The following is a 13,097-nucleotide window of genomic DNA, read 5'->3' on the forward strand; positions in this document are numbered from 1 at the left end:
GAGCTATACATGCAACTGACACTATTAGACTGGGCAGTATTTTTTGCTTACTTCACTTTATTAGTATTAGTCGGCTGGTTAGTAAACCGGAAAAAAGCGGGTAATAGTAACGATTATTTTCTTGCAGCTAATAGCATGCCAGTATGGGTCGTTGCCGTATCTGTGCTTGCCACTTCACAATCTGCCGCTACCTTTCTTGGCGGGCCCGACATGGGCTTTCGCGGCAACCTTAGTTATATCGCCACCAATATTGGCGCACTCATTGCGACCTTTATTGTGATCCGCTATTTGTTGCCACGCTATTACCAACTTAAAGTTACTACCGTGTACGAGTTACTAGAGCAGCGCTTTGGTGCCAGCGCCAAAGAACACGCGGGGCAAATGTATTTGTTTGGCCGTGTTTTTGCCAGCGGCGCGCGGTTATATATGGCAGCAATTGCCGTAGCTATGCTGTTATTTAACAATATAGACGCAAGTAGCGTGCTAGCAGCCGTGGTATTACTGGCCTTTATTGGCCTAGCTTGCACGGTAGTAGGCGGTATACGCTCAGTTATTTATACCGATGCGCTGCAATGCGCGGTATATATTTTAGCGGCATTATTAGTGTTAGGGTATTTGTATCACAGTATTGGCTTAGACATTGGCACACTGACTCACGCACTACAACACCCGATTGAAGGCGGACCATCTAAACTACTGTTATTTGATTGGCAGTTTGATTTTAGCTCTGCCGGCGTATTTAATATGTGGTCGGCACTAACGGGCTTTATTCTGCTAAATATTGCTGCGTTTGGTTTAGATCAAGATATGACGCAACGGGTGCTAACCTGTAAAGACAGCAAAGCTGGCGCGCGCGCATTACTAAGCTCTGCGTTAATGGTGATCCCTACCATGTTGGTGTTTATTCTAATTGGGTTTTTATTGTATATTTTTTACCAACGGCCCGATTTATATCTCCCGACACAAAACTTTGCCGACAATTTTGCCGGCGAAAAAGTAACAGTATTTATGTACTATGTATTAAATGAAATGCCGTCAGGGTTACGTGGTTTAGTGGTTGTGGGCGTCATTGCCGCCGCACTTTCTACCATAACATCAGGGTTAAACTCTATGTCATCCGTATTAGTGGCTGATATGTATAAACCGTGGAAACTGAAACGACAACCCGCTGCAACTGAGCAACATTTTGTTCGTGCGGGGCAATTTGGCATGTTAATTACGGCTATAACCTTGGCTGCAATGGCCATACTGTGCTTTTACTGGCAGCAATACTCTGACATGCCGTTATTAGCCTTTGCCCTTAGCGTAATGGTGTTTTCATACAGTGGATTACTGGGCGTATTTTTTACTGCCTTATTTAGTCGTCGCGGTAACCGCTATTCGGTAACTGCCGCGCTACTAAGCGGCTTTGTCGTCACACTATTACTGCAGCCCTATGTTTTACAATACCTTAGCCCTTCCTTGGCAGCGTTAGATTTAGGCTTTACCTGGCAACTCTGTATTGGCACTTTTATAGCAACTTTAGTCTGCTTAAGTGGCTCTGCTAGTACGAAGCAACTAGTAGTATAGGAATAATATCATGTGGACCATCGCGATTGATGGCGGCGGCAGTAAAACACTGGCACGCCTAACGAACAACATCACGGGTGAACGCTGGCAACAACAAGCCGGACCGGCGTCGTTGACCAACGATTTTGCCTTGGCAATAACCAATATTAACCAGCTGACCAGAGGTGTATGCCAACAAGCCGGTATCAGCAGCCAACAAGCCTTTGCCGTTATGGGCTTAGCTGGTGCAGGTAATCCGCAGCAACAACAACTAGCCAGCGAGCAACTCAGTGGGCATTATGCAAACTTTTTACTCACCACTGATGCTAAAACGTCTTTATATGGTGCCAATTTAGGCCAGCCGGTATTAGTAGTGGCCTTAGGCACTGGCTCGGTTGCTATGCGTTTATTAGCTGATGGCTCTGAACATCAAGTAGGTGGCTGGGGCTTTAATATTGGCGACGAAGGCGGTGGCGCTTGGTTAGGCAAACAAGCGGTACGCGAGTTGCTGTGGCAAATAGATAGCCTAGCAGGTATTAGCAGCCCGTTATTACAGCAAATAGCCGTGCAAATTGGCAACAATGCCGCCAGCTTACTGCCTTGGTTAAAAACCGCTAGCCCTGCTGAATTCGCAGCGTTAACACCGTTAATATTTAACCATGCTTGGCAATGTCCACTCGCTGCTAACCTGCTGCAACGCCATGTTGATGCGGTACAGCAGTTGGTGTTTAGCGCACGTGAACAATTTGACTTACCGGTAGTGCTACTTGGTGGTTTGGCCGAAGTAACCAAGCCGTTATTAACTGAGCATTGTCGAACTTTACTGCAGCCTGCATTAGGCACGGCTTTAGATGGCGCCTATATTCTTGCATCTCAATTAAGCAGCTCTTCACCCTTTTCTGGACACACTCATGACGAATAATACTCAGGACGTTTTACTGGAACAACTCAATAGCATGAGCTCAGAAGCACGCAACCCCAACAGTTGGGATATTGACTTGCTATCTAGCCTTGAGATAGTGCAGCGTATTAATGCTGAAGATCAAACTGTTGCGAAAAGCCTACAGCAATGTTTACCCAGCGTAGCTGCCGTAGTCGATCGCATTGTCGATGCATTTGCCGCTGGCGGCAGATTAGTTTATTTAGGCGCAGGCACCAGTGGCCGCTTGGGTATACTTGATGCGGTAGAATGCCCGCCCACTTTTAGCGTGCCCGCCGCTCAGGTAGTAGCGCTAATAGCTGGTGGCGAGAGTGCAATCTATAAAGCGGTTGAAGGTGCTGAAGACAACCCACAGTTGGCAGAAACTGATTTAAAGCGCATAAACCTAAGTGCAAATGATATCTTAGTTGGCATAGCCGCCAGCGGCCGCACGCCTTATGTGCTAGGTGGCTTAGCTTATGCACGCAGTATGGGTTGTTTCACGGCAGCCATTAGCTGCAATGCCAATGCACCGGTGCTCAGTGCCGCTGATATTGGCATTAGTGCCGTTGTCGGCCCAGAAGTGGTTACCGGTTCTACCCGAATGAAAGCCGGCACAGCGCAAAAATTAATTTTAAATATGCTTAGTACTAGCGCGATGATCCGCAGTGGCAAAGTGTATCAAAACCTAATGGTCGATTTACACGCCAGCAACGAAAAGCTGGTAGCACGGGCAATTCGTATTGTAGTGCAAGCGACTGAATGCGACCTTGCTACTGCGCGCGAAGCGTTAAAAGCCGCCGAAATGAACGCTAAACTGGCTATTTTGCATATTCTTAGCGGCCAGAGTGTTGCACACTGTAAAATTCAGCTACAGCAACAACAGGGCTTTATTCGTAAAGTATTACAGCAGGACAACAGCTAATGAAAACCTTAGTCTGGTTGCTGCTTAGTGGTTTATTACTCATCAACGCCGCTAACGCCAACAACCTAGGGGCTACGCCAATACAAACTGGCGCAGAGCAGTTAGAACGTTATTTACCGCTGTTACAGGGTAAACGGGTGGCCATGTTGGTTAACCAAACCTCGCAGGTAGGTGAACAACATTTAGTCGATGTACTGCTAGCCAACAACGTTAATATTGTCAGTATTTTTGCCCCTGAGCATGGTTTTCGTGGCGATTATGACGCCGGTGCCAAGGTTAATAACAGCACCGATAGCAAAACTGGCTTACCACTATTATCTTTATACGGCGCAAATAAAAAACCTAGTGCTGCGCAAATGCAGCAAGTTGATATTGTGGTATTTGATATTCAAGACGTTGGGGTGCGCTATTACACCTATATCAGTTCAATGCATTACTTAATGGAAGCGGCGGCGCAAAATAACGTGGCTATGTTAGTGTTAGACCGGCCAAACCCTAACGGCGCCTATGTTGACGGCCCTGTGTTAGATGTTAAATTTCAATCTTTCGTAGGCATGCACCCCATTCCACTATTGCACGGCATGACAGTGGGCGAACTTGCACAAATGATAAAAGGCGAAGGTTGGATAGCTAATGCCGATAAGCTAACCCTTAACGTAATTCCAGTAGCCGGTTATCAGCGCGATATGCCGTATGCGCTGCCAGTTAGGCCAAGCCCAAATTTGCCCAATGAGCAGTCAATTGCTCTTTACCCGTCACTCGGCTTTTTTGAGGCCACACCACTAAGCATTGGCCGCGGTACTGCATTTGCATTTCAAGTTATTGGCTATGACAAGTTTGCACTAGGCGATTTTGCGTTTACACCAGTATCAACACCCGGTGCAGCATTAACGCCGCCATTAATGAATAAAGCTCTGCACGGTGAAGATTTACGCCATGTTAGCGCTTCAGGCTTAAACCTAAGCTATTTACTGCGTTGGCAGCAGTTGTTTGCCAAGCATAACGACGTATTTTTTACGGCACCGGCCTTTATGGATAAGCTTGCCGGTACCGATCAGCTGCGTTTACAAATTACTCAGGGTATGTCAGAGCATGATATCCGTGCCAGTTGGCAAGCAGGGTTAGCGCAATTTAAGCAACAACGACAACCTTATTTATTGTACCGCTAGTCATAATGAACATAACGATTAATAATCCGTTTTATTTCGCCACTTTGCTGTTGCTGCTGTATATAGGCGTTTAATTCTGGTAGTAGTTTCTCCAATTTCGGGCTAACCCCTAACGTGAGCATTGACTCGTCTTGGTATACTGCAGAGCGATATATTTGCTGGTTCTGAAACTGATTTTGTAATTCCCACTTCGCCACGATCTCATTGATGTAGGCATAATCACAGCGTTGACTAAATAACATACGTAACTGTGCTGCCTGGCTCGAAGAATCAACACGCAGCGATAACTCACCGGTAAACAACGCCGACAATTTAGGATAAACATAATATTGGCGTGTGCATATCGCTTTATTATCTAACTGTTGCGGTTCGGTAATTTCTTGTTCTGGCAGGCGTGAATATAAGTAATCGTTGTACGGCACTACCCCTGCAGAAAACAACACCTGTTCAGGATTAATCGCCCAGGACGCATTTAAAATCATCATATCAATGTCGCTATTATTTAACCGCCGCTTTAACGCTGATACCTTATCAAACACATATTCAATAGTAATATTATGTTGCTTAAAAAACGGTGCCAGCACCTCAGGCACTATGCCTATAACCTGATTATTGATTGGCGCGGTATAAATGTATGGCGATAAATGCGGGTAATACAAACCAAACCGAAGTACTTGTGAACCAGCATCCTGCTTAAGTGCAGCCGACTTTAGCCTACTATTAGTTGCCAACGCATCCACGGCATTGGCACTACAGCACAGCAAGCTTAGTAATAATAGCGACCTAAAAAAGTACACCACACATCCCCAAAATAGTGATTTTGGTTAGAAGTGTGGCATATCACCGCTAAAGCGCTAGTTTCATTTGCTCTTTTTTTGCGCCGCTAGCTGCCATTTGCGTATAGCAGCCTAGCCTGAGTTAATGCTAATAATTGGCCATTAAGTAGCGCAAATTCAACACCTTCGGCGGTAGCGAGTAAAAACGTAGCCTGTTGGTAACGCATTGGATAGGCTGAATTAAGACCTTTATTGCTAAACACGACAGGCCAATCTGTTTGGTTTTCAATAAGCTTAGTGTCGCCACTAAAATGGCTGTAACCATCACGTAATAGCTGAAGATAGGTGGTTTTATCAAGCTTAAGTTTTTTCGTTAACGCATACGTTTTTCCGGTTTGATAAACCAACTGGCTCGCATCAAATTGATGGTAACTAGAATAAATAGAGAGATCGCCAATATCTTGAATACGCGCCGGCTTACTGTTGTTTATGCCAAGCTCTAATGCAAGGTCTACCCTTGCACTGTGTCCGTTAACACTAATGCCTAAGTTTTTAATCAATACGTCTTTAATGGCATCACTGCGATTAAAAGGTATGCCTTGGTACGCCGTAAGCGGCTGACGTTGATATGCCTTACTGCCGATACTTTCTATACTCATTACCAGCAGCTGGGTATTTAAACGCCGCGCTACCTGCCGGTTATCATCAGCTGGGTGACCGCCAGATTCGATAAGTATGGTGCTAATGCCCATGCCTGAAAACGTGTCACCAAACGAACGCCAAGAAAACGTATCGTCATATTTGCCTAAATATCCCGGTAACTGCTGTGCCATTAAATCAGCCATATCACCAATCAGTTGCATGGCCTTTTTTCGCGGTGCATCAATATCTTTGGCATCGTTAAATGCGGGTGCTAAAACAGAAATAGTTGTTTGCTTGTTGCTATCACCCACTGCATAGAAACGATTTTGATCATGCAAATTTAGACCAAAATCGGGTTTGAAGTCTTTTGCTACCTGCATCAGCAGCTGCCCTTCGGGCGTTTGTAACGCTTTGGCATCGCGGTTAATATCTATGCCCATACTGTTAAAGCGCGTATGCGCTGCAGCGCCATCTGGGTTTACCATTGGTACTAAGCGCAAACTGACTTCATTTAACCAAGTATCGCGCCATTTTTTCTGCTCAGCAGCACTAATAAAGTTGAGTAAGTCCATCAAGGCGGCAGTGGCGGTAGATTCGTCACCGTGCATTTGCGACCACGCTAAAAGCTTGATAGGGCCAGTACCAATATCAATTTGCCAAATGGGCGTACCCAGTGCTGACTGCCCCAATTGCGTAAATTTAAATAACGGGTTTTGCTGGTGTTGTTTTAATACAGGCGCAATATCATTATACGTAAGTTGCGGTTTATCTAGCCCGCTTTGTTTAATTTGCTGATATTGTTCTACCGACAAAGTATTTACTGTCATTGCCTGCACCGCCATCGTTAAACTGAAAACACCGACCAGAAGCCCTCTTAATGCACACCGCATAAAGTACCCTTACTGAATTACTCTAACCTGTTAGCATCGGTACTTATGCTAGAAATAGCAAGACACGTTGATACCAGCAATCGGCTGCATAGCGCTGTCCATCGCAAGACCCTCTTTATCGCAAAATTAGGCGCAGTGCTTGCGACACGCCGGCACAAACTGTATAAATTATTCTGCGCTTTGAAAAATAGAATAATAATACCAGGAGTCTATTTTGTCTGATTGGTTCACCTTAGTCCCGGCGTTGGTCGCCATTATCGTCGTATTGTGGCGTAAAGAAGTTATTCTAGCCTTACTGCTGTCATTATTTAGTGCCGAGTTACTGATTTTTATCCAGGCTGCACAAGGTCTTGGTGGTGGCTTACTCATCGACGGTAGCATTCAAACCATAGAGCGCATCGTGGCCGTAACCCGAGATGGTGATAACGCGCGCATTCTTATGTTCTCGTTACTGGTTGGCGGCTTACTAGCGTATATGCGGGATTCGGGCGGCGTGTCGGCAACGGTAAAATTATTAGTAGAAAAAGGCATCGCTAAAACGCCGCGCCAAGCTGGCTTGCTCACTTTTTTTATTAGCTCAGTTACCTTTATCGAGTCTAACCTTAGCTCGTTAACTGCAGGTATTAGCTCACGCGGTTTATTTGATAAATTTAAAATGAGCCGCGCTCGGCTGGCCTATATTATAGACAGCACCAGTGCGCCTATTTGTATCATTATTTTACTTAATGGCTGGGGCGCTTATATTTTAAGTTTATTAAGTAATTATTCGCTGGGCGACAACGCTGTTTCCGTGCTTATTGGCACTATACCGCTAAATTTCTATGCCTTATTTACCTTAGCTTTAGTGCTATACACCATCATTACCGGCAAGGTATATGGCCCAATGCGTCGCTCAGAAAAAGAACTGCATACCTTAGCGGCACATACTGAAATTGATGTTAAACCTACGCAATCTCGCTATATGCTGGTGCCTTTAATTACCTTAGTCGCGTCAATGATCGGTTTTATGTTAATGACAGGCAATGGGCGCTTAGTCGAGGGTTCGGGGTCGCAGTCGGTATTATATGCCACTACCTTAGCCTGTTTAGTTGCGTATAGCATGATGCTACTAAGTAAGCGTTTTAAGCATCAGCAGTTGGTAGATATTGGCTTTAAAGGCATGAGCGAATTATTACCACTGGTTACTATAGTGCTGCTCTCGCTGGCGTTAGGCAGTAGTTTAAAAGTACTGGGCACCGGCACCTTTATTGCTTCTATTGTTAGCGATAGCCTACCCTTGGTACTTATTCCGGCGCTGTTGTTTTTAGCCGGTGCACTTATATCTTTCACCACAGGTACCAGTTGGGGCACCTTCGCTATTTTGATCCCGATAGGTATGCCAATGGTTGAATTACTAAGCTTACCACCGTCGTTGGTGTTGGCCGCCATTTTAAGCGGCGGCGTATTTGGTGATCACTGCTCGCCCATATCTGACAGTACCGCCGTGAGCTCGGTCGCCTCCGGTTGCGATTTATTAGAGCACGTTAAAACTCAGTTACCTTATGCGCTATTTTGTGGGGTCTTAGCATTGCTGGCATTTTTAGCCGCAGGAGTATTGATGATATGAAGCTAGCCACCTTAGCCACATTATTACTGGCAACGAGTTCGACAGCCGCATTAGCGTCAGACGTACCAGCTGATTTTAACGATGTTAGCCAGCTTAGTGCTGATATCCAGGTGCATATGGCCTATTTGGGTGGCAATAACTTTGTTGGTGCCCCGGTCGACGGCTATAAAGCCAATAAATGCTACCTACAACAAAATGCCGCCAAAGCATTAGTTAAAGTGCAACAAGCCGCCATGGCCAACGGCTACAGCCTATGGATTTGGGACTGCTATCGGCCACAACGCGCGGTTGATCATTTTATGCGTTGGGCTGCCGATTTAGCAGATACCAGCACCAAAGCCGAGTTTTACCCCAATTTAGCTAAAGATACCTTGGTCGGCGGCTACATAGCAGAAAAATCTGGCCATAGCCGTGGCAGCACCGTTGACCTAACCTTAGCGCGGCAAAATGCGAGTGGCCAATGGCAACCTATTGATATGGGTTCACCATTTGATCTGTTCGACCCCATATCCAACGTTGGTGCTGCTAGTATTACAAAGCGGCAGCAAGAACATCGGCAGTTACTCGAAAGCCTAATGCTTAGCGCCGGTTTTAAAGTCTATAACATGGAGTGGTGGCATTTTACCCACCAGCCGCCGGTGTATACCGAGCAATACTTTGATTTTGTCATACAATAACGCCATTACTATGATCTGTGTTAAGCCTTGCTTAACTTAATAGCTAAGGTTCACAACACCAATTTGTGGTAGAATTGCTGCGGTAATAAGCAATTAGTTATGTTGAGAGAAGTAAAATGGCAAGACGCACCAAAGCAGAAGCTGAAGGCACTAGAACCGCAATTTTAGATGCCGCTGAAGTGTTGTTTTTTCAACAAGGTGTATCACGCACTACTTTAGAAAAAATCGCTGTCGCGGCTAATGTAACTCGCGGTGCTATTTATTGGCATTTCCAAAACAAAGCCGATTTATTTAACGCCATGCTAGATCGAGTGCGCTTGCCTTATCAGCATTTGCTTGACGAAATAGACAAAAATCCCACCGCAGATCCGTTTGAACAAGTACGGAATTTGATGATAGATAGCTTAAGTTTAATTGCTTCAAGTGAACAACATCATCGCGTACTAACCATTGTATTTCATCGCTGCGAATATATTGACGAGCTAAACCCAGCCGTAACCAAACAAGATGATTTAGACACATTAGCGGTAGCCGTATTGCAACGCGCATTTGAACGCGCAGAGCAAGCCGGCACACTACGTGATGGCCTATGCCCACGCCTAGCTGGCTTGGCATTGCATATGTATGTTGGTGGTATTATTAGTAAGTTTTTATTAAAGCCACAACAATGTGATTTGCGCCAACACGCCGGTGCCATGATAGACACCATGCTAGTAGGGCTGAAAAAGTAGGCCGAAAAGATATAAAAAAACCGACTGTATTAGCATAATACAGTCGGTTTAGGTTGGCACTTATAGCGGTCTAAGCCGCTATAAGTTATCCGGTAATGCTACACAGTAGGTTTTGGCTTACTGGCAAACAACTTCATAATCACCAGATAAAACACCGGCACTAAAAACACCGCCAGTACCGTCGCTGAAATCATTCCGCCTAGCACACCAGTACCTATAGCATTGCGGCTAGCCGAGCCAGCACCAGAGCTAATAACTAACGGTAACACACCTAACGAAAACGCCATCGACGTCATAATAATCGGACGTAAACGTAAGCGCACCGCTTCTAATATCGCCTCCGTAAGCTCTTTACCTTGCTGCTGCAGTTCTCGGGCAAACTCGACAATTAAGATCGCGTTTTTCGACGCCAAGCCCATCGTAGTTAATAATCCCACTTGGAAGTACACGTCATTACCAAGCCCGCTAACATAGGCCGCAATTAAAGCACCGATAATACCTAATGGCACTACCAAGATTACGGCGAACGGCACGCTCCAGCTTTCATACAAAGCAGCTAGACATAAAAATACCACCAAAATAGATAACGCGTATAGCGCTGGCGCTTGCGAACCTGACAGCTTCTCTTGATAAGACGTTGCAGTCCATTCAAAACCGACACCGGCTGGCAATTGGCTAATTAGCCGTTCCATTGTCATCATGGCATCGCCAGAACTTGTACCTGGTGCTGGTTCGCCTTGAATTTCCATGGCCGAGGCGCCGTTATAACGCTCTAAACGCTGTGCACCGTAAACCCAGTGACTGCGGGCAATAGAAGCAAAGCTCACCATTTCGCCCTTATTATTACGCACTTGCCAGCGATTAATATCTTCTGGTGTCATACGAAACTCAGGTTCGGCCTGCACAAATACTTTTTTCACTCGGCCACGGTCAACAAAGTCATTAACATAGGTTGAACCCCAACCGATCGACAGCGTTTGGTTAATATCACTTAACGATACACCTAAGGCTTGCGCTTTTAGCTGATCAATTTCTATTTGTAACTGCGGCGCATCTTCCATACCATTGGGCCGCACACCAATTAAATTGGGTTGTTGCGATGCCATACCCAGTAATTGGTTACGGGCATTTAAAAGTGCTTCGTGCCCTACTCCGCCTCTATCTTGCAAGAACAGCGTAAAACCAGTGGCACGGCCCAACTCCATGATCGGCGGTAAGTTAAAAGCAAATATTTGTGCTTCTTTTACTGAGCCAAAAAAGCCCCAAGCACGGCCAATAACCGCCTGTACGCTATCAGCTGGGCCACGTTGGTCCCAGTCTTTTAATCGCACAAAGGCTAAGCCCATATTTTGGCCACTACCAGAAAAGCTAAAACCCGATACGGTAAATACCGACTGCACTGCACTTTCATTACCGTAATGCGCAGCTACTTTATCCATCACCGCTTCAGTACGCTCTTGGGTAGCACTAGTAGGTAGTTGTACTAAGGTAATAAAAATACCTTGGTCTTCTTCTGGTAAAAATGACGTTGGCAAGCGCACAAATAGCACCGCCATCACTACCACTATCGCCAAATACACCAACATTGAACGTTTTGGCCGTGCCAACATGCCGGCCACACCGCGCTGGTAATTGTGGTTAGTGCTATCGAAGCCACGATTAAACCAACCAAAAAAACCGCTTTTAGTGTTATGGTTGCCTTTTACTGGTTTTAACATAGTGGCACATAGTGCTGGCGTGAAAATTAACGCGACCAATACCGACAAGGCCATCGCCGTGACTAGAGTAATAGAAAACTGCTGATAGATAGCACCGGTTGCGCCACCAAAGAACGCCATAGGTACAAATACAGCTGACAATACTAAGCCTATACCAACTAAGGCACCGGTAATTTGTCCCATAGATTTACGCGTAGCTTCAACTGGGCCTAAGCCCTCTTCGCTCATTACCCGCTCAACGTTTTCAACAACGACAATAGCATCGTCAACTAACAAGCCGATGGCTAATACCATACCGAACATGGTTAACGTATTAATAGTGAAACCCAGTGCTGACATTACACCAAACGTACCTAATAAAACTACAGGTACAGCTAGAGTTGGGATCAGTGTTGCGCGGAAGTTCTGTAAAAACAGATACATAACCAAGAACACCAAAATGATAGCTTCAATTAAGGTTTGCACTACTGAACTAATAGATAGCTCAACGAACGGCGTCGTATCGTAGGGTATAACCGTACTAACACCTTCAGGGAAATACGGTTCTAGCTCGGCTATTTTTTTCTTCACTGCCGCGGCGGTATCTAGCGCGTTGGCACCAGTGGCTAATTCAATTGCGATGCCTGTTGCAGTTTTGCCGTTGTAACGAGCAATGACGGAGTAATCTTCACCGCCCAATTCTACGCGCGCAACATCAGACAATTTAACAGTAGAACCGTCAGCGTTAACACGTAGCAAAATTTCGCCAAACTCTTCGGCAGACGTTAACCGAGTTTGCGCTAATATTGCCGCATTAAATTGCTGGCCAGGTAATGCTGGTGTACCACCTAACTGGCCCGCTGTAACCTGATTATTTTGTACTTTTATCGCTGCGGTAACATCGGCAGGCGTAAGCTGATATTGGTTAAGTTGATCAGCATTTAACCATACCCGCATTGCATACTGGCTACCAAATACCACTACGTTACCCACACCGGCGGTGCGGCTAATTGGGTCTTTTACGTTAGCTACCACAAAGTCGGCAATATCATCTCGTTCTAGGCTTTGGTTTTCAGAAATAAAACCTATAACCATTAAAAATGAGCCGTTAGACTTAGCTACCCGCACACCATTTTGCTGCACTTCTTGTGGCAACAACGGTAAGGCTTGCTGTAGCTTATTTTGCACTTGTACCTGGGCAATATCGGCATCAGTACCCGTTTCAAAGGTTAGCGTTAAACTAACGCCGCCTGACGAGTCGGTGCTAGCCGACATATACATCAGGTTATCTAAGCCGTTCATCGCCTGCTCAATAACCTGAGTTACTGCATCTTCTGCCGTTTGTGCCGATGCACCACGGTATGATGCACTAATAGTTACAGCCGGTGGTGCGATACGTGGATATTGCTCTACCGGTAACTGTTTAATTGACAATAATCCTGCCAGCATAATTACTAAGGCAATTACCCAAGCAAATATTGGCCTACTTATAAAGAAATTCGCCATCTGCTACCCCT

General features: G+C 45.5%; 10 protein-coding genes. 7 read left to right on the plus strand and 3 right to left on the minus strand.

Annotation, left to right across the window (positions count from 1 at the left end; all coding sequences use genetic code 11):
- Window positions 1-9: 9 nt before the first annotated feature.
- The 4 genes from E0Z06_RS13635 to E0Z06_RS13650 are packed head-to-tail and all read left to right on the plus strand — an operon-like array spanning window position 10 to window position 4,561.
- On the plus strand, window positions 10-1,569 hold the full coding sequence (locus tag E0Z06_RS13635; protein WP_132585758.1) for a sodium:solute symporter: 1,560 nt from the start codon (window positions 10-12) through the stop codon (window positions 1,567-1,569).
- A 10-nt stretch (window positions 1,570-1,579) separates the two neighbouring features.
- On the plus strand, window positions 1,580-2,470 hold the full coding sequence (locus tag E0Z06_RS13640; RefSeq protein WP_207903099.1) for a BadF/BadG/BcrA/BcrD ATPase family protein: 891 nt from the start codon (window positions 1,580-1,582) through the stop codon (window positions 2,468-2,470).
- Window positions 2,460-3,392, plus strand: a complete 933-nt coding sequence (gene murQ / locus E0Z06_RS13645; protein WP_132585764.1) for an N-acetylmuramic acid 6-phosphate etherase — start codon at window positions 2,460-2,462, stop codon at window positions 3,390-3,392. Before E0Z06_RS13640 ends, murQ begins: the two co-directional genes overlap by 11 nt.
- Window positions 3,392-4,561, plus strand: a complete 1,170-nt coding sequence (locus E0Z06_RS13650; protein WP_132585767.1) for a DUF1343 domain-containing protein — start codon at window positions 3,392-3,394, stop codon at window positions 4,559-4,561. Before murQ ends, E0Z06_RS13650 begins: the two co-directional genes overlap by 1 nt.
- On the opposite strand, the gene E0Z06_RS13655 is transcribed toward E0Z06_RS13650, so the two are convergent.
- Together E0Z06_RS13655 and E0Z06_RS13660 are read right to left on the minus strand one after the other, a co-directional pair.
- Entirely contained in the window at window positions 4,558-5,358 is an 801-nt protein-coding gene (locus E0Z06_RS13655; RefSeq protein WP_165907408.1) for a transporter substrate-binding domain-containing protein, read from the minus strand. The genes E0Z06_RS13650 and E0Z06_RS13655 overlap by 4 nt on opposite strands.
- Before the next feature lie 86 nt (window positions 5,359-5,444).
- Window positions 5,445-6,806, minus strand: coding sequence for a M14 family zinc carboxypeptidase (locus E0Z06_RS13660; RefSeq protein ID WP_243695516.1), 1,362 nt, complete (start codon window positions 6,804-6,806; stop codon window positions 5,445-5,447).
- Window positions 6,807-7,083: 277 nt separating this feature from the next.
- On the opposite strand from E0Z06_RS13660, the gene E0Z06_RS13665 reads away from it, so the two are divergent.
- The 3 genes from E0Z06_RS13665 to E0Z06_RS13675 all read left to right on the plus strand — a co-directional run bounded on the left by E0Z06_RS13665 (window position 7,084) and on the right by E0Z06_RS13675 (window position 9,883).
- Complete coding sequence (locus E0Z06_RS13665) at window positions 7,084-8,475, plus strand: Na+/H+ antiporter NhaC family protein (protein ID WP_132585773.1); 1,392 nt, start codon at window positions 7,084-7,086, stop codon at window positions 8,473-8,475.
- Window positions 8,472-9,152 (plus strand): M15 family metallopeptidase, encoded by a 681-nt coding sequence (locus E0Z06_RS13670; protein WP_132585776.1) that lies wholly within the window; start codon window positions 8,472-8,474, stop codon window positions 9,150-9,152. Before E0Z06_RS13665 ends, E0Z06_RS13670 begins: the two co-directional genes overlap by 4 nt.
- A gap of 116 nt (window positions 9,153-9,268) precedes the next feature.
- Window positions 9,269-9,883 carry a TetR family transcriptional regulator gene (locus E0Z06_RS13675; protein ID WP_132585779.1) on the plus strand — a complete coding sequence of 205 codons (615 nt, stop codon included), beginning with the start codon at window positions 9,269-9,271 and terminating at the stop codon, window positions 9,881-9,883.
- Window positions 9,884-9,981: 98 nt separating this feature from the next.
- Here E0Z06_RS13675 and E0Z06_RS13680 read toward each other — a convergent pair whose 3' ends face one another.
- On the minus strand, window positions 9,982-13,086 hold the full coding sequence (locus E0Z06_RS13680; RefSeq protein ID WP_132585782.1) for an efflux RND transporter permease subunit: 3,105 nt from the start codon (window positions 13,084-13,086) through the stop codon (window positions 9,982-9,984).
- Between the last annotated feature and the right edge of the window lie 11 nt (window positions 13,087-13,097).

Source organism: Rheinheimera sp. D18, assembly GCF_004345025.1.
Classification (GTDB): Bacteria; Pseudomonadota; Gammaproteobacteria; order Enterobacterales; family Alteromonadaceae; genus Alishewanella; species Alishewanella metallidurans.